Annotated in this window: 24 protein-coding genes, 1 tRNA gene and 1 other annotated feature; of the genes, 9 read left to right on the top strand and 16 right to left on the bottom strand. The window is 50.8% G+C overall.

The features are described 5' to 3' along the window. Nucleotides 1–8: 8 nt before the first annotated feature. From ACLB09_RS01205 to ACLB09_RS01180, 6 genes are all read right to left on the bottom strand, one after another. Nucleotides 9–1292, bottom strand: a complete 1284-nt coding sequence (locus tag ACLB09_RS01205) for an extracellular solute-binding protein (RefSeq protein WP_410767930.1) — start codon at nucleotides 1290–1292, stop codon at nucleotides 9–11. 23 nt (nucleotides 1293–1315) lie between these two features. Continuing rightward, nucleotides 1316–1939 (bottom strand): histidine phosphatase family protein, encoded by a 624-nt coding sequence (locus ACLB09_RS01200; protein WP_410767929.1) that lies wholly within the window; start codon nucleotides 1937–1939, stop codon nucleotides 1316–1318. A gap of 57 nt (nucleotides 1940–1996) precedes the next feature. Continuing rightward, nucleotides 1997–2602 carry a histidine phosphatase family protein gene (locus ACLB09_RS01195; RefSeq protein WP_410767928.1) on the bottom strand — a complete coding sequence of 202 codons (606 nt, stop codon included), beginning with the start codon at nucleotides 2600–2602 and terminating at the stop codon, nucleotides 1997–1999. A 199-nt stretch (nucleotides 2603–2801) separates the two neighbouring features. Beyond that, on the bottom strand, nucleotides 2802–5459 hold the full coding sequence (locus ACLB09_RS01190; RefSeq protein ID WP_410767927.1) for a ComEC/Rec2 family competence protein: 2658 nt from the start codon (nucleotides 5457–5459) through the stop codon (nucleotides 2802–2804). A 98-nt stretch (nucleotides 5460–5557) separates the two neighbouring features. Beyond that, nucleotides 5558–6076: a deoxycytidylate deaminase gene (locus tag ACLB09_RS01185; protein ID WP_410767925.1), complete on the bottom strand. Its 519-nt coding sequence runs from the start codon at nucleotides 6074–6076 to the stop codon at nucleotides 5558–5560. Nucleotides 6077–6094: 18 nt separating this feature from the next. After that, nucleotides 6095–6691: a ComEA family DNA-binding protein gene (locus tag ACLB09_RS01180; protein WP_410767924.1), complete on the bottom strand. Its 597-nt coding sequence runs from the start codon at nucleotides 6689–6691 to the stop codon at nucleotides 6095–6097. Between the two features lie 120 nt (nucleotides 6692–6811). Here ACLB09_RS01180 and comER point away from each other — a divergent pair, with 120 nt between their 5' ends. Further along, nucleotides 6812–7669: a late competence protein ComER gene (gene comER / locus ACLB09_RS01175; RefSeq protein ID WP_410767923.1), complete on the top strand. Its 858-nt coding sequence runs from the start codon at nucleotides 6812–6814 to the stop codon at nucleotides 7667–7669. Here comER and leuS read toward each other — a convergent pair. After that, entirely contained in the window at nucleotides 7666–10107 is a 2442-nt protein-coding gene (gene leuS / locus ACLB09_RS01170; RefSeq protein WP_410767922.1) for a leucine--tRNA ligase, read from the bottom strand. The genes comER and leuS overlap by 4 nt on opposite strands. A 77-nt stretch (nucleotides 10108–10184) precedes the next feature. Then, nucleotides 10185–10401 (bottom strand) — a binding site (T-box leader). 153 nt (nucleotides 10402–10554) lie between these two features. On the opposite strand from leuS, the gene ACLB09_RS01165 reads away from it, so the two are divergent. Continuing rightward, nucleotides 10555–10628 (top strand) — tRNA-Pro (locus ACLB09_RS01165). A 23-nt stretch (nucleotides 10629–10651) separates the two neighbouring features. Here ACLB09_RS01165 and ACLB09_RS01160 read toward each other — a convergent pair. The 3 genes from ACLB09_RS01160 to ACLB09_RS01150 form a co-directional block, all read right to left on the bottom strand. Beyond that, complete coding sequence (locus ACLB09_RS01160; RefSeq protein ID WP_410767921.1) at nucleotides 10652–11026, bottom strand: DUF2812 domain-containing protein; 375 nt, start codon at nucleotides 11024–11026, stop codon at nucleotides 10652–10654. 88 nt (nucleotides 11027–11114) lie between these two features. Then, the gene (locus ACLB09_RS01155; protein WP_410767920.1) at nucleotides 11115–11909 is read right to left on the bottom strand and encodes a helix-turn-helix transcriptional regulator; all 795 of its coding nucleotides are present in this window, start codon (nucleotides 11907–11909) and stop codon (nucleotides 11115–11117) included. A gap of 145 nt (nucleotides 11910–12054) precedes the next feature. Beyond that, nucleotides 12055–12504, bottom strand: a complete 450-nt coding sequence (locus ACLB09_RS01150; RefSeq protein ID WP_410767919.1) for a DinB family protein — start codon at nucleotides 12502–12504, stop codon at nucleotides 12055–12057. Between the two features lie 331 nt (nucleotides 12505–12835). Here ACLB09_RS01150 and ACLB09_RS01145 point away from each other — a divergent pair, with 331 nt between their 5' ends. After that, complete coding sequence (locus tag ACLB09_RS01145; protein ID WP_114494664.1) at nucleotides 12836–13069, top strand: ferredoxin; 234 nt, start codon at nucleotides 12836–12838, stop codon at nucleotides 13067–13069. Between the two features lie 181 nt (nucleotides 13070–13250). Here ACLB09_RS01145 and uvrA read toward each other — a convergent pair whose 3' ends face one another. Together uvrA and ACLB09_RS01135 are read right to left on the bottom strand one after the other, a co-directional pair. Further along, the gene (gene uvrA, locus ACLB09_RS01140) at nucleotides 13251–16139 is read right to left on the bottom strand and encodes an excinuclease ABC subunit UvrA (protein ID WP_410767918.1); all 2889 of its coding nucleotides are present in this window, start codon (nucleotides 16137–16139) and stop codon (nucleotides 13251–13253) included. Nucleotides 16140–16158: 19 nt separating this feature from the next. Beyond that, a complete protein-coding gene (locus ACLB09_RS01135; protein ID WP_410767917.1) occupies nucleotides 16159–17073 on the bottom strand; it encodes a nucleotidyltransferase in 915 nt (304 codons plus the stop codon). 137 nt (nucleotides 17074–17210) lie between these two features. Here ACLB09_RS01135 and ACLB09_RS01130 point away from each other — a divergent pair, with 137 nt between their 5' ends. The 3 genes from ACLB09_RS01130 (at nucleotide 17211) to ACLB09_RS01120 (ending at nucleotide 19777) form a co-directional block, all read left to right on the top strand. Then, nucleotides 17211–18101 carry a helix-turn-helix domain-containing protein gene (locus tag ACLB09_RS01130; protein ID WP_410767916.1) on the top strand — a complete coding sequence of 297 codons (891 nt, stop codon included), beginning with the start codon at nucleotides 17211–17213 and terminating at the stop codon, nucleotides 18099–18101. A 58-nt stretch (nucleotides 18102–18159) separates the two neighbouring features. After that, nucleotides 18160–18624: a MarR family winged helix-turn-helix transcriptional regulator gene (locus tag ACLB09_RS01125; RefSeq protein ID WP_410767915.1), complete on the top strand. Its 465-nt coding sequence runs from the start codon at nucleotides 18160–18162 to the stop codon at nucleotides 18622–18624. A gap of 73 nt (nucleotides 18625–18697) precedes the next feature. Then, nucleotides 18698–19777 (top strand): saccharopine dehydrogenase family protein, encoded by a 1080-nt coding sequence (locus ACLB09_RS01120; protein ID WP_410767914.1) that lies wholly within the window; start codon nucleotides 18698–18700, stop codon nucleotides 19775–19777. A gap of 91 nt (nucleotides 19778–19868) precedes the next feature. On the opposite strand, the gene ACLB09_RS01115 is transcribed toward ACLB09_RS01120, so the two are convergent. Together ACLB09_RS01115 and ACLB09_RS01110 are read right to left on the bottom strand one after the other, a co-directional pair. Beyond that, on the bottom strand, nucleotides 19869–20291 hold the full coding sequence (locus ACLB09_RS01115; protein WP_410767913.1) for a hypothetical protein: 423 nt from the start codon (nucleotides 20289–20291) through the stop codon (nucleotides 19869–19871). A gap of 113 nt (nucleotides 20292–20404) precedes the next feature. Beyond that, complete coding sequence (locus ACLB09_RS01110; protein WP_410767912.1) at nucleotides 20405–20638, bottom strand: hypothetical protein; 234 nt, start codon at nucleotides 20636–20638, stop codon at nucleotides 20405–20407. Between the two features lie 132 nt (nucleotides 20639–20770). Here ACLB09_RS01110 and ACLB09_RS01105 point away from each other — a divergent pair, with 132 nt between their 5' ends. The 3 genes from ACLB09_RS01105 (at nucleotide 20771) to ACLB09_RS01095 (ending at nucleotide 23004) form a co-directional block, all read left to right on the top strand. Continuing rightward, complete coding sequence (locus ACLB09_RS01105) at nucleotides 20771–21595, top strand: helix-turn-helix domain-containing protein (RefSeq protein ID WP_410767911.1); 825 nt, start codon at nucleotides 20771–20773, stop codon at nucleotides 21593–21595. Between the two features lie 66 nt (nucleotides 21596–21661). Continuing rightward, nucleotides 21662–22636, top strand: coding sequence for a hypothetical protein (locus ACLB09_RS01100; protein WP_410767910.1), 975 nt, complete (start codon nucleotides 21662–21664; stop codon nucleotides 22634–22636). Further along, a complete protein-coding gene (locus ACLB09_RS01095) occupies nucleotides 22630–23004 on the top strand; it encodes a VOC family protein (protein WP_410767909.1) in 375 nt (124 codons plus the stop codon). Before ACLB09_RS01100 ends, ACLB09_RS01095 begins: the two co-directional genes overlap by 7 nt. Nucleotides 23005–23109: 105 nt before the next feature. Here the strand turns inward: ACLB09_RS01095 and ahbB are convergent, their stop codons facing one another. Both ahbB and ahbA read right to left on the bottom strand, forming a co-directional pair. Continuing rightward, nucleotides 23110–23568, bottom strand: coding sequence for a siroheme decarboxylase subunit beta (gene ahbB / locus ACLB09_RS01090; RefSeq protein WP_410767908.1), 459 nt, complete (start codon nucleotides 23566–23568; stop codon nucleotides 23110–23112). Beyond that, nucleotides 23555–24049: a siroheme decarboxylase subunit alpha gene (ahbA, locus tag ACLB09_RS01085; RefSeq protein ID WP_410767907.1), complete on the bottom strand. Its 495-nt coding sequence runs from the start codon at nucleotides 24047–24049 to the stop codon at nucleotides 23555–23557. The genes ahbB and ahbA overlap by 14 nt, the downstream gene beginning before the upstream one ends.

The following is a 24049-nucleotide window of genomic DNA, read 5'->3' as shown; positions in this document are numbered from 1 at the left end:
GCACCATGTTATTTCGCTGATGAATTATTGATGTTAATCTGTTCTTTGATCTGGTCAACCGCTTCGTTAAGCACTTCTTTAGCGTCATTGCCTTGAGACAAGAAAACAAAGGCATTCTTCATAGGCTCCCAGGTTTGGGATATTTCCGGATTATTTGGCGTAGGCGTAGCATATTTGCTTTGTTCGGCGACCGCCGAGAAGTAAGGGTCCTTGGTGATCAGGTCGCTTGTCAAAATCCCGAGCGTCGCGGGAACTTCCCCGGCAACTTGGAAATGACTCTCGAGGGAGGTTTGATTGGTCATGTACAGCGCAAGCTTTACGGCCCATTCTTTATTTTTGGAATACGGAGACAGAACCCAGCCTTTCACGCCCAAGAATGAAGGAGAATGCTCGCCGTTATCCAGCTTCGGAATAGGGGCTACTCCCAAGTCATCCCCCAGCGCGCCTGCATAATTCATCAAGGACGCAGGTACGGACAAGACCGCTCCGACTTTTCCTTCTTTAAATAGTCCATCCATTACGTCCCCGGTAATTGACTTCGGCAAGTAGTTCTTTTCAAACCAGGATTGCACCAGCTGGGCTCCCTTTACGGCCCCTTCGTTATTCAAGCCGATATCTTCCACATCGTACCCTTTATCCTTGTCATAGCCGAATATGTAACCGCCATTCCCTTGCATGAACATATTCGTATAATAGAAGTTCGTTCCATCGATGAGAAATCCGTATTTATTTTGCGAAGGATCGGTATAGGTAGACGCGAACTTCTCCAGATCGCTCCAAGATTCCGGCTGCTCAGGCAGAAGCTTTTTGTTGTAAAACAGGACCGCCGTTTCAACAACCATGGGCAAATTGTAAATCTTGCCGTCGATCGTAACCGCCTGAATAGCTTCTTCGGAGTAGTTCTTCAACACTTCTTCATCCAGATCATAAGGTTCGGCCAACCCCTGCAGGACATTCTTCCCCATGGAGTTATGGGTCGCCCACCATAGATCGGGACCGCGGCCGGCAGGGCCGTCCAGTGAAAATGTTTTGGATTGCTCGCGGGCGTTGACGGGTACCACTTCAACTTCAATCCCGTTATCGGCCGTGAATCTGCTGGTAATGGTCCGAATCGATTCGAGCTCCTTTTCGGAATCATTGGCCCATACCGTCAATTTTGATGGTTTGGCTGCTTCTTCCTGAGCGGTATCGCCGGATGCCGGAGCCGGTGCGGCTTCGCGTTTCGGGCCACAGGCTGTAAGCGCTAACACTAATGAGCAGGCTACGATGATACTAAACGTTTTTTTCAACATGGAAATCCCCCATTATCATAAAATTAATCGGATACGTGCGGTCCCAGATGGCCGGTATGCACTTCAGCGGACAAACACTTGCCCTCGCCGTCCATGACGAATTCCACGATCCCCGCATTGTAGACGGGAATGGTATCGCCGGGATTGGCGACTTGCTTCAGATCTGCGGTCGATTGCCCATGCCCAAAGACGACAATGTGCTCGTCCGTCCCTAAAAAAGGAGCGATCTCCGCATCATAGAACGATTGAACTCTCACCCGGACCTGAGGAAAGGTTTCCGGCCAAACGGGCCACCAGGCTTCGGAAAGGTCGTGGGAATGCAGAAACTCCGTATTCGGGAAATCGCTTACAATTTGTTCGCAGCTTTCCCACGGATAATCGCGATAGTCCGGCCACTCTCCATTAAATACTTCCGACATTTGCGGAACCAAAATAATCGGCATATTTTTATGATTAGCCAGAGGCGTCGCGGTAAGAACAGCCCGTTTCAGCGGACTGCAGTAAATAGCCTTGATTGGAATATCGTCGAAAAACTGGGGTATTTGCTCTGCTTGCCATAACCCGATAGGGGACAAGCCGCAGTTGGCTCCTCCTCCCATACCGATGTTCATTGTCGATTGGGAATGCCTGATTACGTATAAATGCAAGGATGGTTCATCTCCTCTCGCCAATTAAAGCGATGTTTTCTAGTTTGGTTATGAAATCTAATGGCAGCATAGATGTTCCGTTTGATTCATGCTTAAAACCTTTACTCCGTTCTCGTTCAGCTCGAAGCAGTTAATACAGGTATTGGCTTGAACAAACTCAATATTCGACCCGCTCGAAAGCTGCAATATCTCGCGGATCAGGAAGTCGATCAACATGCCGTGAGCAAAAAGGGCGATGCTGTCGTCTGTACAGCGGCGTACCTGCCGGACTATCGATTTCGCGCGATTCTCGACAGTCTCCCGGTTTTCGCCACCCGGACAGCGCCAACCCGGCTCAAGGATTTCGTCCGGCAGCACGACATCCGGAACAAACTTCTGAATCTCTTTACGGGGCAGGCTATAAAAAGCAGGTCCCTCCCTGTATTCATACAGATTCATCCATATCTCTACCGGTATAGATAGCAGATCCGAGAGCGGCATGGCCGTTTGCATGGCACGGATCAACGGACTGGAGACAATCCTTGTCACCGACTTACGGCCGAGAAACGAAGCAACCTTATCGGCCTGCAACAAACCCGTTGAAGTCAAAGGTGAATCCGGCAAGTCTTCATCCAGAAACAGATTGCCGATCGATTGACCATGGCGAATTAAAAATAACTTCATTCTACCTCCATGAGTTAAGCTTTGTTGTTAAGCAGCTGCTGAAACAATTGGAAAAACTTCATGAAACTTCATGAAACAAAATGCTGAAATAAATGATACCGGTTTCAGGTATATTAAAACATGTTTCACCACTCGTGTAAAGTCATTTTTGAATAAACCCATTAAAGAGAGTCTCGCTTTATACGAAACTCTTGGTTAACTACTGCAATTTTTGGCGTATCCAGAGAGTTCCCGATTTCACCTTGACTTGAATTTCTCCCTGCAAGTCCGTCCTGTATATGAGACTCTCCCCGCTTTCCAGCCGTTCCAGAACTCCGGCATTCGGATGACCGTAGCTGTTTGAGACTCCGACGGAAATGACGGACAGCTTCGGTTGCAGCCGCGCCAACCACTCCGCGGAGGTAGATGTCTTGCTTCCATGGTGAGCTACCTTCAATACGTCAACGGAAGACGGTAGCGGCAGGCCTTTCTCCTGCTCAAGCGCAAGCACTTTCCGTTCCGCCGATACGTCCATATCCCCTGTAAATAAAAACGAAACTCCCTCCATTTCAAGCCGAAAAACCAGAGACCGGTGATTTTGCTCTTTCACATAAGGAACCCCTGAAAAAAACGGCTCGTCCGGAGGCGCCAGAAACTCAATCATCGTGACCTCGTCCGGCGTTAATTTCATACCTTGGTAGGCCGCATAAACCGGGATGTTTCCGGCATTGGCGGTCTCCATCAGCTTCTTCATCGTCGCTGAGTCGGCAAGACTACCGTTAAAAATGAGCGCCTCCACCGGAAATTGTTCCAGAACCGCCTGCAGACCGCCGATGTGATCCTGGTCGCCGTGGGTCAGTACGACGGCATCCAATCGGTGGATTCCTCTTTTTTTGAGCAGGGGAACTAAAGTTTTAGCCCCTACTTCATACGGCTCCTTCCGGTTGCGCCAAGACTCGCCGGGTTTGCGGAACGACACGGTTCCGCCGCCATCCACCAAAATATTGACCCCTGAAGGAGTCGTTATTAAAGCGCAATCTCCTTGTCCTACATCGATAAACTGAACGTGGCCAACTCCCTTTGCATTAGCGGGCTGGTAACCGGCAACAAGCAACCCCGCGAATCCTGCCAACAAAACACAGGATAAGCAAAGTTCCTTCCAGGATGTTTTGAAAGCGGGAATGGCCGCAACATGCGGAATTTTCGTTCCCGGGTAGGTCGGCAGCGGAACCGTGTCATCTGCAGAAGCATTAGGGAAAGCTGTATTTCCGGTAAAAGGCGGAAGAAATTGAGCTGTTTTACGTGATCCGCGGCGCAACAGCCAGTAGGCAAGGCCATAAAAAACAGCGATCCAAAGCAGCGAGGGTGACTTCCAATAGGTCATGAATCCGCTACGGTCAGTCAGCCATGCCGTAGCGGTGAAAGTAAGCGAGTTCAACAAGCGCACGGGATAGGCAACCCATTGTCCGAGCGGGAGCCAGACGCCGCTGGCTAACAGAGCCGCGGTTCCGAGCGGCAGCGCGATTAGGCTGACAAGCGGAACGATCACCATATTCGCTGCGAGCGAGAGCAAAGAGAACTGGTTAAAATAGTAGATCGTGACCGGAAAAGAAACGAGCTGGGCGGCCACCGTGATCGCGGCCGCGCCCCTCAGGCGCTCCGGCAACCAGCGGAAATAAGACGATAACAGCGGTACGAACACGATTAATCCTGCCGTAACCGCAAAGGATAGCTGAAAGCTCACATTCAGCAGATAATAAGGTTCCCACAGCATCATGAGCAAAGCCGCGGCGGACAGAACGTTCAATCCGTCCTTCAGAAGACCGCGCCGCAGGAGATAAAGCCCCAGCATCGTCATGATCCCCGAACGGATCACCGATGGAGAAAAGCCTGTCAGCAAAACATAGACGGGAACAAATCCCAATACGATCAGTATCGCGGTCTCCCGGGTGACCCGGCACAGGCGGAGCAGACCGAACAGCAACCCCACATTGATCGCGACATGACTTCCCGAAATCGCCAGGATATGCGTTAACCCCAGATTTGTGAACTGCGCGTATTTCTCGGGCTCCAGTTCATCGGCCAAGCCGATAATTAATCCTTTCATATACCCGGCCTGCCAGCCCGGAAAGAGCTTGCCTACTGTAGTCCCCAGCCTAGCTCTTAAACCGTCGACCTCTCCCAATAACGCAGTAAAACTGAAATGATTGGGCGGCTCGCTAATGATGCCCGAAGTTCCTTTCGTCTTTAGCAGCCAGTGAATTCGTTGATTACGCAAATAGTTCCGGTATTCGAAGCCGCCAAAATTCCTGGCGCTCCCGGGGCGCTCCAAGGTACCGCCTATGACGAGCTTCTGCCCTCGTTTCCATGACGCTGCGGTCGCAAGTTCCGATTGCGAAGATAAAGTGATTTGCACGGCGACCTTTTCTTTGCCTTCGTGCCATAGCTCCTTCTCCCTTGAACCATCCTCACCATTAATCTCGTCACTGAATGAATATCCGCCGAGCCGTAGCGTAAAGGCTACACGATCCCCATCGATATCCACGGCCGACACAATTCTCCCTTCCGCTTGGACCGGAATCTCTTCCGATTCCGATGCAACCATCTCGCTGCGCTCAGGTCTCTCTTGTTCCAACCGGGTTTCAATGCCGCTAACGTTTCTACCATCGTTATAAGCCCAGTATGCCGCCCCGAGCGAACATGCGATCCACAGGACCAGAAGCCGCCTCCAAGGAAAGCGGCCGACTGTTGAGAGCAGAGGTGCCGTCAGCGTAATGCCTCCCCAGAGCAGCCAAAAGGATATTCCGTCGTACAAACAAGATAGACCGTTGCCGAGAATCCAACAGCAGGCGATAGCGGTCAAAGGTCTGCGCTCCATAGCAAGCCCTCCCTTCATCATGTAAGAAACAAAAAAAGAACCCCATCTGCATCAAGCAGATGAGGTTCTTCCTTCATCCTGTACGTTATTGCGGTAGCTTAATTTTCGATTTCCGTGGCCGTCTCCCGCGGCGGCTCGTACGATTCCAGGCGCCGGAAAACGATGCCTTTCTGGCCCATCATCGCCGTCACCTTACCGGTATCCTTAGGATAAGGCCGGTGATACACGATCTCCGTAATCCCGCTATTGGCCAGCATGTTGGCGCAAGTCCAGCAAGGTTCGTCCGTGACGTACACGCTGGAGCCTTCGCGGTCGATGCGGTCGGTAAACAGCAGCAGGTTTTGCTCGGCATGGATCGTGCGGACGCAGCGCTGTTTTTTGATCATCGTTTCCTGTCCGTTTACGACGGCAAGCTCATATTCTTCGGCGATCATGCAGCCGGCTTCGGAACAGTCGGGCACGCCCGAAGGTGCGCCGTTGTACGCCGTTCCCAGCAGCTTCTTGCCCTGGACCAGCACAGCGCCGACATGCCGGCGGCTGCACCGTGAGCGAGTGGATACCATATAAGCGATATCCATGAAATACGTATCCCAGTCCTTGCGTTGATCCGGATTCATCCTGACATGTCCCCCATCTTACAGCCTGATATGAGGCTTCATTTTCTCCAGCATTTTGTCTCCGATGCCTTTTACTTCAGTCAGTTCGTTCACCGACTTGAAGGGGCCGTGCGCATTCCGGTAATCGACGATCGCCTGCGCCTTCTTCTCCCCGATGCCGGGGATCTCCTGCAGCTCGCCCGTCCCGGCGGTGTTTATGCTAATCAGCCCGCTTTGTGCCTGCTGCGGGTCTCCTTCCGTAGGGGCCGCGGGCGTCCCGCTAGTTCCGCCGGCTTCAGGAGCTGTGGGCGTGCCGCCCGTTCCGCCGGATGCTCCGGCCTTACCTGCGGCTTCGGAAGCACCCTGCGTTCCCGGGGCCGTACCCGACGAATTCCCGGCATCCGCAGCAACTGAAGAATCCTTACCCGTCACTTTGTCGCCGCCTTGCTTTTTCGCCGGTTCGGTCCGGTCTTCTTCCGCACTGCCGTTCTTGGCGGACATCGCCGAAGCGACGCTTTCGTTTAACGGAATCCAGCCTTCGATTCCCCGGGGATGGCTTCCCCCAAGGGCCAAAAGCATAAGCCCGGCCCCAATAACGGCAGAGACAACCGATGTAATGACATATTCCCTCTTCAACCTGAACGCCCCAATCTTAAAAGAATCTGTTCGTGATAGGTCATGAAGATCCATTCAAGATGCATACATATATAAATAGGTTGTTTGAAATCAGGTTACGCAACGGAAGGGGGAACCGGGATGAAAGTGGCCTTCATCGGAACAGGATCGATGGGAAGCTTGCTGATTGAAGCTTTCCTGCGTTCCGGTGCGCTGCACCCGCATTACATCTGTGCCAGCAACCGCTCCTCGCAAAAAGCGGAGCTGCTGGCAAAACGGCATCCCGGACTTCGCGTTACCGGCAGCAATGCCGAAGCCGCGAACGGGAGCCAAATCATTTTTCTTTGCGTGAAGCCGCTTGACTATCCCGCCGTCATCGACGAACTCGACGGGATCGTAGACGAGCGGCAAACCGTCGTGTCCATAACCAGTCCGGTGCAAATCCGCATGCTGGAAGAGCGGATTCCGTCCAAAATCGCCAAAATCATTCCCAGCATTACGCACTCGGCACTCTCCGGGGCATCGCTGTGCATTTACGGCAGCCGCATCCTGCCGGAAGACCGGCTCCTGCTGGAGCAGCTCATGTCTTCCATCAGCATTCCTCTCTCCATCCGGGAAACGGAAACGCGCATCGCCTCCGACATTGCCAGCTGCGGCCCGGCCTTTATCGCCTTCATCCTGCAGCAGTGGGCGGAAGCCGCCTCCCAGCTTACCGGCATCGGGAGATCCGAGGCTATTCGCCTTGGATCCGAAATGCTGCACGGCACCGGCAAGCTGCTGACCGAAGGCGGCTTTACCCCTGAAGAGCTGCAAAGGCGCGTGGCCGTTCCGGGCGGAGTTACCGCCGAAGGCATCGCCGTATTACATTCCGGCCTAAGCCGGGTGTTCTCAAGTCTGATTGAAGCGACGCACCGGAAATATGACGAAGACCTTGACAAGCTCGACGGTTTGTTCAACCCTCCATCCGGCGGCACTTCCGACCGGGAGGAGCATTCTTAACCGACGACGATATTCACCAGTTTGCCGGGAACCGCGATCACTTTACGGATCGTTTTACCTTCTACCGCCTGTTTCACGTTCGGAAGGCCTAGGCTATGTTCCTGCATGGCCGCCTGATCCAGATCCTTGGAAATCTTCGTCCGGTCGACGATTTTGCCGTTGACCTGGACGACGATTTCGACTTCGGCGTCCACCGTCCAGGCTTCGTCGTAAGCAGGCCATGGCTCATAGGAAACAGTCTCCTTATGACCGAGCCGTTCCCACAGTTCTTCCGCCAAATGCGGCGCGAGCGGGGACAGCAATTGCACGAAGTTCTCTGCCGCAGCTTTAGGCACGGCATCGGCTTTGTACGCTTCATTAATGAAGATCATCAACTGGCTGATCGCGGTGTTAAAACGAAGACCTTCAAAATCTTCGGTCACTTTCTTGATCGTTTTGTGCCAGGTCCGTTTGAATTCGTCGCTGCCGTCGCCGTCCACGATCTTCGCGTTCAGGCTGCCGTCTTCGGTTACGAACAAGCGCCATACGCGGGACAAGAAGCGATGCGTTCCTTCGACGCCGTTCGCGTTCCAAGGTTTCGTAGCTTCCAAAGGTCCCATGAACATTTCGTACACGCGCAAGGTGTCCGCGCCGAATTCGTTCACGATTTCGTCCGGATTAATGACGTTGCCGCGCGATTTGCTCATTTTCTCGTTATTCGTTCCGAGGATCATCCCTTGGTTGACCAGCTTGTGGAACGGTTCTTTAGTAGATACTACGCCGAGGTCGTAAAGCACCTTGTGCCAGAAACGGGCGTACAGCAAGTGCAGCACCGCATGCTCGGCACCGCCGATGTACAGATCGACCGGCAGCCATTCCTGCTGCTTCTCTTTGGAGCACAGCTCCTTATCGTTATGCGGATCGATATACCGCAGGTAATACCAGCAGCTTCCCGCCCATTGCGGCATGGTGTTCGTTTCGCGGCGGGCCGGCAGCCCGGTTTCCGGATCGGTCGTGTTGACCCATTCGGTCACATTGGCCAGCGGCGATTCACCCGTACCGGACGGCTTGATGGCATCGACATCCGGCAGGACAAGCGGAAGCTGGTCCTCAGGCACCGGTTTCATCGTGCCGTCTTCCAGATGCAGAATCGGGATCGGCTCGCCCCAATAACGCTGGCGGCTGAACAGCCAGTCGCGCAGACGGTAGGTCACTTTGCCTTTACCTTTACCGGTTTCCTCCAGCCAGGCGATCATTTTCTTGATCGCTTCTTCATTGCGAAGACCGTTAAGGAAATCGGAATTGACGTGAGCCCCGTCTCCGGCGTAAGCTTCCTTGGCAATATCGCCGCCTTCCACGACTTCAATGATCGGAAGATCGAACTGCTTCGCGAACTCATAGTCACGCTCGTCATGACCCGGTACGGCCATAATCGCGCCTGTACCGTAACCGGCAAGCACATAATCCGCGATCCAGATCGGCTGCTTCGCGCCATTTACCGGATTCACCGCATAGGCGCCCGTGAACACGCCGGTCTTTTCTTTGGCCAGATCCGTCCGTTCCAAATCGCTCTTGCGTGCCGCTTGGTCTTGATAAGCCTTGATGGCGTCGCGTTGAGCCTCGGTCGTAATCCCGGCAACAAGCTCATGCTCGGGAGCAAGCACCGCATAGCTTGCGCCGAACAGCGTATCCGGACGGGTCGTAAATACGGTCAGCGACTCTTCATGCCCGTCGATGGCGAATACAACCTCCGCCCCTTCGGACTTGCCGATCCAATTGCGCTGCATATCCTTGATGCTCTCCGACCAGTCGAGTTCCTCGAGGTCTTCCAACAGGCGTTCCGCGTACTCCGTAATCTTCAGCACCCATTGGCGCATCGGCTTGCGGATGACCGGATGGCCGCCGCGTTCGCTCTTGCCGTCGATGACTTCCTCGTTCGCCAGCACCGTACCGAGCGCAGGGCACCAGTTCACGGGAACTTCGGCAACGTAGGCAAGCCCTTTTTTATAAAGCTGGATAAAAATCCATTGGGTCCATTTATAATAATCCGGATCCGTCGTGCTAATCTCCCGTTCCCAGTCATACGAGAAACCGAGCGACTTGATTTGACGCCGGAAATTGTTGATGTTCTTGACCGTGATATCGCGCGGATGCTCGCCGGTATCCAAAGCATGCTGCTCCGCCGGCAGACCGAATGCGTCCCAGCCCATCGGGTGAAGCACGTTGTAACCGCGCATCCGTTTAAAACGGGACACGATATCGGTCGCCGTGTAGCCTTCCGGATGGCCTACATGAAGGCCGGCACCCGAAGGATAAGGGAACATATCAAGCGCATAAAACTTCGGCTTTCCGTCATCCTCCCGGGTTTTAAAGGTTTGATTTTGGTCCCAGTATGCCTGCCATTTCGGTTCGATGCTCTGGGCCTGGTAAACGTCTTGTGGCACGTTTTTGTCTGCCATAGTATTGAATCCTCCCTAGAATCTCTTCAAAATCTCTGCTAAAAAAATAAAAACCTCCCGATCCATAGCGTATCATCGCTAGGGACGAGAGGAAATTTCCCGTGGTACCACCCTAGTTAGCGTCGAACATGCTTTGTCCTTCGCTCACTTTACACCCTTAACGCGGGTAAAACGACGATGTTTGGCATCGTAACTCCGAGGCGAGTTCATTGTCATTCTCCAACCGGCTCGCACCATAGCACCGGATCTCTGGATGGCAGAATTCAAACTAATAATCCTCTTCAAAGTTTAAACCTATCCAATTGAATCACCAAATATTATATAAAACTGAACCCGTGCCGTCAATGGGGATTAGAGAACGTTCCGGTTCGAAAAATCCATTCACAACCCTCTTTACAGTATAGATGAAAGGAGTAAAATTTATTAATGTTTCCACATCAATTTTGTCGAGACGTGGCTCAGCTTGGTAGAGCGCTTGCTTCGGGAGCAAGAGGTCGCAGGTTCAAATCCTGTCGTCTCGATTTTTTCATGCCCGAAATAGTTGTTAATCTTCTATTTTGCTCTCAATAATGAGCAGCTCCGAATTAATCATCCCTGGAGAGGTAGCGAATCTCCCTCTCTTTCCCGCATAAGGTCTCCAGCGGACGGCCCCAAAAGAAAATTTGCCGATATTAATTCCTTTACTAAAAACATTCCTGCCATATTGCTTTTGAAGATCCTTATATGCCTTAAGCTCCTTTTTCGATTTGTCTCCTACAAATTCTACCCTGTAAGCATATCGGGTTCCTTCGGATCGCTCGAAAGTGTAGAAAAACCGCCGAACACCCGTCAACCTCCATCCTTCCGAGGCCATCCGGTTTAACCATCGCTCCTGTTCCTTGATCGGGCGTAGAAAGATTTTGAATTCGGTTTTTTTCAAAATAGACAACCCTCTCGATTTGTGATGTGATCGATTTATTCTTCAATTTAAAAAGCCCTCGGAATGAGGGCTTCCGAGTTCTGCTTATCTAATTAAACATCCCGATAATCCGCTCTGCCAGCGGCTTCCACAAATTCGGGTACTCTTGTTGAATCAGCTGTCTCACCTGCTCGGCCCGGATGCTACCGAAATCATCGTTTTGAGTGGCGAGCGTATAAGCTCCATTTACCGCGTCCCCAATGGCGATGTGCCCGCTCGAATATCCTCCGATGGCAATATGCGAAGCGATAGCGCAGCCGCCTAAGGAGAACATGCCGATCGATAACCCGCCGATGGCCAAAATCCCTAGCGCAAGCCCGCCAATGGCAACGGCACCGACCGCGATCCCCCCCATTCCCATCAGCAAGCCGACGGCCAGCGCCGCCAGACTGACAAGGCCCGCAGCAAGCGCACCGATGCTTAAGCCGCCTAGCGCAAGGATCCCGATCGAGAGAGCCCCGATCGAAATATTGCCGATGGCAATAATTCCTTTGGCGACATGAATACCGCGTCCGACATGAATATGAACGAGCGGGATTCCGAATAGCGTCTTCTTGCTTTTGTACTCATAATGAAAAGAAGGACGCCAACCTGCCTGTACGGGTTCCGGAATTTGGTGCCGTGCTTCCCCGGTAGCGGTTGGGGTATCCTTGACCAAATGGTCTACGGTTACGTGAAACAGATCACTTATTGCGATCATCTTATCCATCTCGGGATACGACTGCCCCGATTCCCACTTGGATACGGCTTGCCGCGAAACCCCAATGAGCTCCGCCAAATTTTCCTGGGACATTCCCTTTTGTTTTCTATAGCTTTGCAATTTATCCGCAAAGTCCATCGCCATCACCTCACGCTCATCTTATAATAACGACCTGTTTTCGACTATCAAGTAAGGCTGGCAATGTGTCAACTACAGGTTGCGAAGAGGCCATGAAGCCGATTTTCGTGATATTTTCCGCACGTCGAATACCCCGCTTGCCTTATTTAGATTAGTTCTCGACGATTTGATTCAGATGATGATCCATATGATCCAGGTAATGTTCGAACAACCATTCCAGTGTAACCCGGCTGCCATCGCTCCAATAAACGGGATGGGTTAATGCCGTCTCTTGACCCTGTAAAATCGTCATCCGTATCTGTTTGTTCAGTTGTTGCCAAAGTTCAAGCAGTTCCGCTTTTGTATAACCGTTCTGATAATCGTGAATTTTCACCAATTCATTCTGCTTATATCCTTCCAAGGTTACGGGCTGATCCGCCAAAATAATCTTGACGAAACGCTGATGATTTATTGCCGCCGAATCGCACAAGTGCCCCAGTATTTCCTGTTTTGACCACTTATCCGGTAAAGGTTTGTTCGTAAAAATCTCTTCGTCGATCTCATGAATAATCTTTGGGACTTCTTTCAGGAACCCTTCCAGCCTTTGCAACAAATGCACCACTTCCCCTTCCATCCTACCTTTTTTCTGATTAAGCAGTTGAGCCAAAACTCCGATGATCAAGATTATCAAGCCTTGGCTAACGAATTGTCAATCGTAAAAAGAGGCCCATAGTTGTCCGCGGGATACCGTCCAATTCCAAAATCAAAAACTTTGTGTCTAAATTCACAAGAAAGAACGAATAAGGGGCTACCTGTTGTTTTTTCCCTTGATGAAGGGATTTCGCGGATTGTAAAATGTCATCAGAATGTACTATCCCATTGCAGATATTGAAATTTCATAGCGCTACTTCGGAGGGGTCGTGGATTCTAAAAAGTCCGGGGAGAGGAAATCTATGAACAATTTTGCGAGTGTCAGCCAGGAATCTTGTATTGCCTGCGGTGCATGCAACTCCGCAGCACCGGAAATTTTCGATTTGGACGATAACGGAATTGCCGAAGTCATCTATGGGGGCGATTCCAACCGGGGAATTACGGCTATTGCCAAGGAACTGCTGGAAGAACTACAGGAAGCGATTGAAAGCTGTCCGACGAATTGCATCCAGCTATCCGCAGTCCCATTCGCTTAATACCTGCCTGCCGCCGCGGAACCTCTCGAGCTTTACCGCGGAACACACGAAACCCGCATGGTCCCGGTTTCCCCGGGATCATGTGGGTTGATTTTTATGGCTTTAACATTAGAGGTACGAACACGGAAGCGCAGTTGGCCTGACGAAAGCGGGGTTTAGTATACATGGATGCTTCCACCTTCTATTTGCTCATTTCCTGCGGTTTAAGCACAGTGCGGAGATACCGTCCCGTATGGGATTCCTCAATTCCGGCGATCTGTTCCGGGGTTCCTTCGGCCACGACGGTCCCCCCTTGATGTCCTCCTTCCGGTCCCATATCAATGATATAGTCGGCGGACTTCATCACATCCAGATGATGTTCGATGACGATGACGGAATGTCCCTGATCCACCAGCTTGTTTAAAGAGAAGAGCAGCTTCTGAATGTCCGAGAGATGTAGTCCCGTCGTCGGTTCATCCAGAATGTACAGGTTGTGGGCACCTCTTTTGATTTTGGATAGCTCGTAAGCCAGCTTCACCCGCTGCGCCTCGCCGCCGGACAGCGTCGTTGAGCTTTGACCGAGACACATGTACCCGAGTCCCAGCTCATTCATAATGTTGAGTTTATGTCGCAAATATTTGTTGTCCTTAAAAAATTCCGCAGCTTCCTCCACCGTCATTTCAAGCACGTCGGCAATGCTTTTCCCCTGGACCTTGATTTCGAGGCCTTCTTTGGAAAAGCGCATCCCTTTGCATACCGGACAAATGGTTTCGATATCCGCCATGAACTGCAGGCTCGTCACGATGATCCCGTCGCCCGCGCAATGCTCGCATCTCGTACCGCCCGCATGGGTCAGGCTGAAGTCGATCGGCTGGTATCCCAGTTTGACCGCCTCCGGCTGCATGGCGAACAAATCGCGGATTTTATCGTAAATGCCGATATAGGTCGCCGGATTGGATTTGCTGTTTCTCCCGATCGGGGCCTGATCAATGTTGATCACATGGTTCACCAGATCCGCGCCGAACAGGAAATCGTGCTCCCCGGCCACGATCCGCGCCCCCGTCTTCAATACCTTCAACTGCTTATACAGGATCTCGTTGATCAGCGAGCTTTTCCCAGATCCCGACACTCCGGTGATGCAAATGAATACGCCCAGAGGGATGTCCAGATCCACGTTTTTCAAATTGTTTTCGCGAGCGCCCTGTACGGACAAAAAAGTATCCCCCAAATCCCGGCGTCGCTTGGGTACCGGAATTTCGGCTTTGCCGGACAGATATCGCCCTGTTGCAGAATCCGGGGCTTTCGCGATGTCGTCGATGCTTCCCGAAGCGACGATCGTCCCCCCGTGAATCCCCGGCCCCGGCCCGATTTCGATAATATGATCGGCATTTCGGATCGTATCCAGATCATGCTCGACGACGATTACTGTATTGCCGCTGTCGCGGAGCTTCTTCATCGTTTCGATGACCCGGCTGGAATCCCGCGGATGAAGGCCAATGCTCGGTTCGTCCATCACGTACAGCATCCCCATCAGTTCGCTGCTGATCTGCGTGGACATCTTGATCCGCTGCATTTCGCCGCCCGAGATGCTGTCGCTTCTGCGGCCCAGGCTGATATAATGAAGCCCGATTTCAATCAACAGCGTGGTTCTCGCCTGGATCTCGCGGAGAATGGAGGTTGCCACTTCCCATATTTCTTCCTCAAAGGTTAAGGATGTCAGAAAATCCATCAGCTCCGGAAGCTGCATCCGGCTGAGCTGGTCGATATTTTTACCGCCTACCGTCACCTGCAGCCGCTGCTTCTTCAATCTTGCCCCGTGGCATTCCGGACATATTTTCTCTATCATGCATTCCTTGATGAAGTTCGGTTCGAAAGCCTCTGAAGTCGACGTCTTGCGGATATAGTGTTTATACCAGCTCTCCATCTCATGGACAAAGCCCCAGAAAGGCCGGTCTCGTCCGATGATCCAGTTCTTTTTTTGCGAATTCGGCGGCTGCAGCATCGGAAGCACCTCGCCTTTGGTGCCGTAAAATAAAATGTCATGAATGTGCTTGGGCAATTCGTTAAACGGGGTATCCAGGCTAAAGCCATACTTTTGCGACAGGCTGTACATTAAGACGGACCGGTAGCTGTCCTTGCCCGCAGGGTTGAAGACCGTTTTCTTAAGCGCCCCCTTGTTGATGCTTCTCTCCGGAGCGACCACCAAAAACCTGGGCTCCACCACAAAAGACAGGCCTACTCCCAGGCAGGTATGACAAGCGCTTGCGGGAGAATTGAAGGAGAAATGGAACGGCTGCATTTCGCAAAGAAAAGTATGATGCTCCGGGCACCCGTAGGAAGCATAGAAGCTGCGATCCACACCTCCCACAACCTCCACTTTGATCATGATATCCTCGTCCAGCGATAGCATGGTCGCTTCGATGGTTTTTGCCAGTTGAATGTAAGTGTCCTGCTTGAGCGTGAAGCGGTCGATGATTACCTCGATCCGGTACTCGGCGGTTTCATCCAGCTCGCGTTTATCCGACAATGAAAAAGGCTCGCCGTCAACGAGCAGGTTCTTATAGCCTTTTTCCCGCAGTTGATGGAAGGTATAGCTGTAGTCTTCGCCATATGTTTTATACACGGGGGCACGCAGCTCGACTACCGCACCTTGAGGCAGATTGGAGATATGCTCGGCGATCTGGGCCGCGGAGAGCTGTTTCAAGGCATGCCCGCAATCGGGACAGGCGCCGGTTCCGGCGGTCGCATATAACAGCCTTAAATAATCATTGATATCCGTAACGGTGCCGACGGTAGAGCGGGGGTTGTTATTCCCTTTTTTCTGCTCAATGGCAACAACGGGGGACAAGCCCCGGACATAGTCGACATTGGCCTTTTTTAATTGACTGATCCGGCTCTTCGCGAAGGTGGAGATGGAGTCGAGAAACCGCCGCTGCCCCTCTCCGTAAATGACGTCAAAGGCGAGCGACGATTTGCCGGAGCCGGAGACCCCGGTGATAACCGTCAGCTTATCCCGCGGAATTTCGGTGGAAATGTTCTTCAGATTGTTCTGCTTCGCGCCGGAGATTTCGATCGTTGTTCGGACGGACATGCTTCATTTCTCCTCTCGGTTACGGAATGTACAGATAGCCGATTTCTTCGACGGACGGCTTGCTTTTCGGAGTTAGGCGAATACTTTGCGATACCCTTTCGATGACGCCTTTCTCCGCCAAATAGTCCAAGGTGCCGACGATATATTCGCTATAAACTTGAAAATGTTTGGAGATGAGAGTTACCGTTTTGATCTCTTGATCGGACATGAATTCCAGGAGGGGCTTTTGAATGATATTCAGATGGGATTCCAGATAACGGTCGATCCGATGTATCGATTCCGCGATTTCCTCGGGGCTTAATCTGCGGGACATCGCATCCTGATAAAAAGGGGCGAGCACCTCCGGTGCCGTGCGAAGAGCCTGCTGGATCGCCTCGCGCGAAATCGCCTCTCCGCGCAGACAGAGTTCCATATGCGCAATCGATTCGGCAGCCTTAAGCAAGTAATATTGGGCATATAGCGGATCCCTTCGCGCCTTGAGCCATTTTTGCGCCTTTTCGTACACATGCACAAGGGAGCCCGCGATATGGAACGCCGAAATGGCTATATCGTCGCTGCCCATCTCCTTGAGATCTTCAAAGAAATCTACTAAACTATCATCCGTGGAATAGACCATTGTCCCTTTGGAAAAGTAGGATTGAGAGAAGGAACCTCCGATATTTCGCTCCAGCCCTCTCCTGAACGAACTTCTCAACATCAGATGAACATTAATGACGATGCCGTCTTCCACGATGCAGTAATTATCATGCTTCAAAACCTGATCCCGGATGACCAGCGTCATGTCGATATCGCTTTTTTCCCAAACCACGTCATAAGCCAAGCTTCCGCCGATAATGACGGCTATCACATTGGGATCGTCCCTCACCTTGTCGATGAAACTGTACGTTGCCGCCATATAGCGCTCTTTCAATTGTTCCTGCATTACATCATTCATTTTCCTTACCACCCTTTCTCATCCTTTTCCGCCTCAGGTGACGGATCCGATATTTCCGGAGAGGCAAATCATGGTAAGATCATACTATATTGGTTTATTTTAAATACGACAAAAATTGCTATGTTAAGGAGAAACCGGTGGATCATCATCTACTTGAGACCATTAGCCAAACTACGGATTTTATTGAGGACCATCTGCTTGAGGAACTGAATCTGGATATCATCGCAGGCCGCGTCAACCTGTCCAAGTTTCACTTGCTGCGCATTTGGAAAGGGGCCACTTCTACTGGCCTCATGGAGTATGTCCGGAGAAGGCGGATCGCGGAATCGCTGGCCGATTTGTTAAACGAGCGCAACACCATCGAATTCATCTCGTCCAAATACTCCTTCGGTTCTGAACGGACTTACAGCCGGATCTTCAAGGAAGAATACTGTATCAGCCCGGCAAGATGGCGCCGGAATCCGGGTCCGCTGAACATCTTGGATCGGTTTAATCCGGATTTTCTGAATCGGGCCGGCAAAGGGCTTATTTTCTTCCGCTCCATCACCATATTGCCCTCCTTCTCGATCGCCGGCATCGAACATGCCGTAGGCGTGGAAGACAACCTCAAGCATCAGACCGCCAACAAGCTTGGCGTCGATTATTTCTACAACAGCCGTCCCAAAATCATTAATCCCGTCAAAAAAGATATTTATATCGGCTTCACGACCATTCCTAGCGACTCTAAAAGCTATACGTTCTATCAGCCTTCCACGCAAATCGGCCTCAACAGCATCGTTCCTCCCGAAATGAAAGTCAGGCATATCGGCCCCCATAAATACGGGGTATTTACTTATATGGGCCCTCATCGCCCGGAGGAAATCACCTCCGAATCGCTGCGTATCATTTGGGAGCATGTTACCGAGATTTGGATGCCTACGGTCCAATTCGATCTGAAAGAAAACTTCCGGTTTGAACTAGTCAATTACGAGAAGTGCAGCAAGCAATACTGCGAGTGCGATCTGTATTATCCGATTTCCGGGTTGTGATGCAGAGAGCAAAAAACTTGACTTGACAAACCATATGTTTAGTTACTAAACTTGGGATATGAAAAATAACCCTATAACACCCATGCCGGGATCATCCCAACCAAATACAGGCAGCCTTCGTTTAGGCCAGCTCATTCTGCAGCTTCGCAAACTTGAGAGTTCGCCCAAGTTTTACGGCACCGAAGCGGCATTAACGCCTAGCGAAATTCATACGATCGATGCGATCGGAGAGGACGGCGGCGTCCTGATGAAAGAGCTTGCCGCTCGGCTCGCCATTACGAAAGGGGCGGTTACGCAAATCGTGGACCGTCTGGAAGCTAAAGCACTCGCCAAGCGCTCCCCGCATCCTCATATTTCTAGAGGCATCCTTGTCAGTCTTACCGATTCCGGAATAGACGCTTATCGTGCCCATGCCAAGATGCATCTGGCTTTCTATGACCAGCTCCGTGCCTCATTCACGGAAGAAGAGATCGACATTTTTGAAAAATGCGTCGCAAAATTAAGCGACATTTTGAGAGAGTAATTTTTTTACCGTTTTAGTTTAGCAACTAAACATAAGACTTATACAAGTAAACACAGAGAGGAAGAAAACAACCATGCGTGATTCCATCTTGGTAATCGGCGGATACGGCCATGTCGGCAAAAAGATCAGCCGCGAGCTCGCCCGGTTATATCCGGGAAAAGTGTATGCGGCGGGAAGGAGCATGGATAAGGCTGAGGCATTCAGCCGGGAAAGCAACAGAAGCGTTCTGCCGATGGAGATCGATATCCGCAAAGAACCCGATCCCGATGTGCTGGTCCGCATAAAACTGGTAGTGATGTGCCTGGATCAGCAAAATACCGCCTTCGTTCATGCCTGTCTGTCTCAAGGAATCCATTATGTCGACATTTCTGCCGATTACGGCTTTTTGTCCCGGGTGGAGTTACTCCGCTCGTCCGCGAAATTAAACCGCGCAACGGCTGTGCTCAGCGTCGGTCTCGTGCCGGGATTAAGTAATTTAATGGCCCTGCGGGCAAAGCGGCTATTGGACGCTACGGAGGAAATCAACATTTCCGTCATGCTTGGTCTGGGAGATTCCCACGGCAAAGCGGCCATAGAGTGGACTATCGATCAAATGAATTACAATTTTGAGGTTTTGAAGCAGGGAGTGCCGGTAAAGGCGACCAGCTTCAGGGAAGGGCGTAAAACCGACTTCGGCAACGGCCTCGGCAGAAGAACCGCTTATCGCTTCAATTTTGCCGATCAGCATATCTTGCCTCGTACGCTTCAGGTGCCGACTGTCTCGACGCGGCTTTGTTTCGATTCCAGACTGGCCACCCGTATGGTGTCCGCCTTAAGAGCAACGGGAGTGCTTCGTATGTTGAACCTGAAACGGGTGCGGGATTTCGCGTTGAATATGTTCGCTTCGTTTAAACCCGGGGAGCCGATCTTTGCCGTCAAAGTCGACGCCATCGGCAAAAAGCAAGGAAAGATCATGACCGCTGAATGCTTCTTGCATGGATTACACGAAGCGGATGCTACTGCCAAAACGGCTGCCGCCATCGCCAAGGCACTGTATGCTTCCGACCACCCGCACGGCGTCTTTCATATTGAAGAGCTGTTCGAATTCGCGACATTGAAAGAGAACTTAACCGGGACGGTGGAGATGTCGGAGCGGCTGGTCAAACTGTCTTAATACTGCGCGGTATGCTCCACTTCGGCTGCTCAAGTCAAGACAAAAAGCCCCCGCCTTGTTCACAAGGCGGGGGCTTTTCCGGCACCGTTTCTTAAAATTTTCTCTCAAAACTGTTCTCGTAAAAATCAAAGAAAGAGGAGATCTCGGACGCCCTCCGTCTAAGGGACTCGTCATCGGTGATCAACTGCCAGCCGTAGGTTAGATAAGGCTCCCAGTTGTTTTTGCTGATGGATGAAAGTTCAAACTGCTTCTTAACCGCGAGAATCGCATCTTCATAGTCTTTGCAAAACTGCTTAAAAGCTTGATCGGTATCGACAAATACGGGCATATCTTTTTTGTTATACCCCATTTTATAAGCTTCCTCGCCGTTTCCGAACGAAAACTCCGGATTTTGCGCATCCATCTCTTTCACTACAACAGCCAATTCGCTTGAAGAGTCCCCTGAATTGAAGCATCCGCCGAGCCAAAAGGTCATGCAAATCAATAGAAGGAATCCGATGAACGGTTTTCTCATCTGGCTGTCCAAACCTCCTTAAGACTATCATTTTGCGATCCAAAAAAATAAATCCGAGACTTTGTCCAATAATTATAAAGACAAGTCCGGATTTGCTCCATGATGTAATTTACTTATTTAACCTCTATAGTTCCTTCCCTCATGACAAAATAACCGTTTTTCACAAAGGACAGAATTCGGCTTACGCTGACCCCGGTTTGGTTGGAAATGTCCCATACAATCGTATCCGGGCGGGCTTCGACGATGCCGCGTATTTTCTGATAGACCGTTTCGCAGCTTTGACACATTCGGTTACCCGATCTTTCATATAAGTTGCCGCAAAAATCACAAATCCGATAATTTCCCATGATGTCTCCTTACGTACTCGTTAATCTTTCGATTTTTCATCCAATCTGCGAGAAGTACTAGGAATATTATACTTGTATTTCATAAATTTAAACAATATTATCGTTACAAAAGAACCAAATGAGGAGTTTTATATGTTCTCGCTAAGTGACATATATCGTCCGATCACGGCTCAACCTCCGAAAAATTCGACTCATGTTGAAATTGAGCCCTGCAAGGAACTTAAGCCTTATATCCACTGTTTTTGGGGTACGTCAAGGCCCTATACAAACATGCCTTCACCGGACAACCAACAGGGACTCGTCATTCCGGACACGTGCATGGATCTTATTTTTGATATCGACATAAATACGGGTCGACTGACGGACATCTTCTCCGGCATCAATGATGCGGCCTTTGTCCTTGCGGAATCCACAGGTGCTCCCTCCACCTTTGCCATCCGATTTTACTTTTGGGCGGTGCCGCTATTTTCCGACGAATCCATGCACCAGGCTCTGAACGCTTTTGCGGAAAGCGAATCCTATTTTCATAACATCAGGCGCGATTTTCAGAGGATCCTGACCGATCATCATCTTATTCAAGACAGGGTCGCATTCGCGGAACAATATTTGCTGAACAAGCTGAATATGAACCGACGGAACAACAATGTGATGAACGCGGTCTATAAGCTGCTTGAAACAAGAGGCACCGCCGATATTGCGGAACTGACCGGTTATACAGCCGTAAGTCAAAGACAGCTTGAGCGGCTCTTCAAGGAGTACACCGGGCTATCTCCCAAGAAGATATCGGGGCTCATCCGCTATCAACATCTTTGGCAGGATATTTTAAAAGACCGTGACTTTAGTATCCAAGACGCCGTTTACAAATACGGATATGCAGATCAGTCCCACTTGCTTCATGATTTTAAAAAATATCATACCATGACGCCAGCGGATGCAAGAGCCTATGCGTTGTCCTGATTTTATGTCGCATTTTTACAATACGGCCAAGAATCATTTCATTACAGTAGGTATGAGGTGATCATATTGACTAAGCTTACGCCGGATTCATGGATGCAAGCAAGAAACTGGATGTTCCGTAACGCAAGACCGCTGGAATTGGCAAGGTGGAAGTATCATTTTGAACAAGGCAATAAAGAGGATGTCCTAAGCGCTCTGGAAGTCTATCAAAATGAGGATGGCGGATTTGGAAATGAACTGGAACCGGATTCATGGAATCCAAATTCGTCTCCGTATTCAACTTCAATGGCAATTTGCATCTTGGAAGAAATTAACTTTCGCGATAGCAGCCACCCGATTATCGAAGGCATTTTGCGCTACTCGGAGCATACGCCGCACTTTACGGGGAAATCTTGGCCTGCTGTTATCCCCTCCAACAACGATTACCCGCATGCCCCATGGTGGACTTACTCCGGCAATGATTTGGAAACCAGGTGGGGTTATACGCCGACGGCGATTCTTGCGGGATTTATTCTCCGCTTCGCCGATCAAGACAGCAGTTTATATGAAAAAGCAGCCCAAATAGCAAAAACAGCCATAGACTGTTATCTGCATGGAACAACGGCTGATGGTGAGCCTTATAGATCATTACATAGGGAAGGCGAAATTGAGGGTTTCCATCTTCTGCTCACTTGCTTGGAAGAAGGCGGACCAAGGGATTTAGGCGATATCTCCGCATTGAAAACCGCTCTAAAAAGTCAGGCTGATCGCTTTATAGTCAGGGACCCTTCGATGTGGAAGCAATATTGCCGCAGACCATCAACATACATTGCCTCACCAGGAAGTCTATTTTTGACAGATAATGAAAAGGATATGGACGCGGATTTAAGCTTTATGGTCGACGGCAGGAATGAAGATGGAGTTTGGGATATCTCTTGGAGCTGGGGAGCTTATGAAAAAGAATTCGCGGTCAGCGAAAATTGGTGGAAAGGGATCAAGGCATTGGAGTATATGCTGCTCTTAAAAAACTTCAATCGGTTAGAAGGAGAATCGCCATGTTAGTTCCACAATTGTATTTGAACGGGGATTGTTGCGACGCCATCGAGCTGTATAAGAAAGCCTTTAATACCGATACGGATTCAATGATGCTCGATCCGGAAAAAGAGCCTGAAAAATTCGTTGTTCACGCAGAAATGCATATTCTTGGCCAAAGAGTAATGCTTAGCGACTTCGGCGGTACGGCTCCTTGTTCATCCGATTCGGTCATGGAATTGGTTGCTATTTTCGAAACCGAAGAAGTTCTAAAAGAGGCGTATGCGATCATGAACGGGGAAAGCACGACGATTACGCCGATCGGGCCGGTGTTCTTCAGTCCGTGTATGGTTCAATTTGTCGATAAATTTGGCGTCCGCTGGTGCTTCATGATCTAAATGAGTTGAGCAGGCCTAAGAAGGACCCATGAAGTAAAAGCCGGAAAATTTCCGTACATCGGAATCCTTCCGGCTTTTTTTGCATTTGGATACCGGCAGGAAGCGTCAAAGCGAAAAACTGGTCTTCTTCAACTCCTCGGTACTGAACAAGGTATCGTAAATTTCAATGGCTTCATTCCTGACAAAATGGTCGACGATTCGGAGTACATGTTCCTCCGACTTGCCGTGAATCATCGCGTACAGGTTGTAAGGCCACTCCGGGTACGGCGTCCGCCGGTAACAATGGCTGACCTCATGGACTCCGGCCAGCCTTTGGCCGGCTTCATCGACATGCTCCTCCGGGAGGAGGCCAACGAACAGGCCGTTCGCGGAAAACCCGATGTTCCGGTGTTTCAGGATGGCCCCGACCCGTTTGAGCGCTCCGGTCTCCCTCATTTTTTGCAGCCGCAGCAGCACCTCATCGACCGTACATCCCGTTCTGCGACCAATATCCCCATAAGGATCCGGCGAAAACGGAAGCTCCCCTTGCAGCTCGCGGACAAGCAGCAAATCAATATCGTCCATAATCTCCCTCGCTTACTCTTTGCTGTTCTTCCATATTTAAAAACACCTTCAGCTTATACATCTGCTCCGCCGGGAATTCATATATTTTAGCCTGACCTGCAGCCTCCCGGATCGACTCCAGGATGCCTGCCCGTTCTTCCTCCGTCTGCGCCGATAACGTAAACCACATATTTAACCGGCTGCGGCGGCGATAATTATGAGTAACACCCTTGAAGCTGTTCACTACCGCGGCGACATCATAGAAAAGATCTTCATTGACTTCCATCGCGTACAATCTTCCCGAAAATCCAAGCTTTGCCGGATTAAAAATCCCCCCCACCCTGCGGATCATTCCATCCTCCTTTAGCCTTCCCGTTCTTTGCAGCACCTCTGGGACCGGCATGTCCAGATCGCCGGCGATTTGATCCCAAGGCAGCTTTACGAGCGGAAGCCCTTCCTGCAGCCGGTTTAGCAATGCCCTGTCTTTTGCATCCAGCTCCAC

This window comes from Fontibacillus forbon, from assembly GCF_046559655.1.
Taxonomy (GTDB): domain Bacteria; phylum Bacillota; class Bacilli; order Paenibacillales; family Paenibacillaceae; genus Fontibacillus.
This window is presented reverse-complemented; position numbering and strand designations above follow the sequence as displayed.

Coding starts and splice junctions, on each gene's coding strand:
- ACLB09_RS01205 (WP_410767930.1), bottom strand. CDS start 1,292: ATGTTGAAAAAAACGTTTAGTATCATCGTAGCCTGCTCATTAGTGTTA.
- ACLB09_RS01195 (WP_410767928.1), bottom strand. CDS start 2,602: ATGAAGTTATTTTTAATTCGCCATGGTCAATCGATCGGCAATCTGTTT.
- ACLB09_RS01190 (WP_410767927.1), bottom strand. CDS start 5,459: ATGGAGCGCAGACCTTTGACCGCTATCGCCTGCTGTTGGATTCTCGGC.
- ACLB09_RS01185 (WP_410767925.1), bottom strand. CDS start 6,076: ATGAATCCGGATCAACGCAAGGACTGGGATACGTATTTCATGGATATC.
- comER (WP_410767923.1), top strand. CDS start 6,812: ATGAAAGTGGCCTTCATCGGAACAGGATCGATGGGAAGCTTGCTGATT.
- leuS (WP_410767922.1), bottom strand. CDS start 10,107: ATGGCAGACAAAAACGTGCCACAAGACGTTTACCAGGCCCAGAGCATC.
- ACLB09_RS01155 (WP_410767920.1), bottom strand. CDS start 11,909: ATGGCGATGGACTTTGCGGATAAATTGCAAAGCTATAGAAAACAAAAG.
- ACLB09_RS01145 (WP_114494664.1), top strand. CDS start 12,836: ATGAACAATTTTGCGAGTGTCAGCCAGGAATCTTGTATTGCCTGCGGT.
- uvrA (WP_410767918.1), bottom strand. CDS start 16,139: ATGTCCGTCCGAACAACGATCGAAATCTCCGGCGCGAAGCAGAACAAT.
- ACLB09_RS01135 (WP_410767917.1), bottom strand. CDS start 17,073: ATGAATGATGTAATGCAGGAACAATTGAAAGAGCGCTATATGGCGGCA.
- ACLB09_RS01125 (WP_410767915.1), top strand. CDS start 18,160: ATGAAAAATAACCCTATAACACCCATGCCGGGATCATCCCAACCAAAT.
- ACLB09_RS01120 (WP_410767914.1), top strand. CDS start 18,698: ATGCGTGATTCCATCTTGGTAATCGGCGGATACGGCCATGTCGGCAAA.
- ACLB09_RS01115 (WP_410767913.1), bottom strand. CDS start 20,291: ATGAGAAAACCGTTCATCGGATTCCTTCTATTGATTTGCATGACCTTT.
- ACLB09_RS01110 (WP_410767912.1), bottom strand. CDS start 20,638: ATGGGAAATTATCGGATTTGTGATTTTTGCGGCAACTTATATGAAAGA.
- ACLB09_RS01105 (WP_410767911.1), top strand. CDS start 20,771: ATGTTCTCGCTAAGTGACATATATCGTCCGATCACGGCTCAACCTCCG.
- ACLB09_RS01095 (WP_410767909.1), top strand. CDS start 22,630: ATGTTAGTTCCACAATTGTATTTGAACGGGGATTGTTGCGACGCCATC.
- ahbB (WP_410767908.1), bottom strand. CDS start 23,568: ATGGACGATATTGATTTGCTGCTTGTCCGCGAGCTGCAAGGGGAGCTT.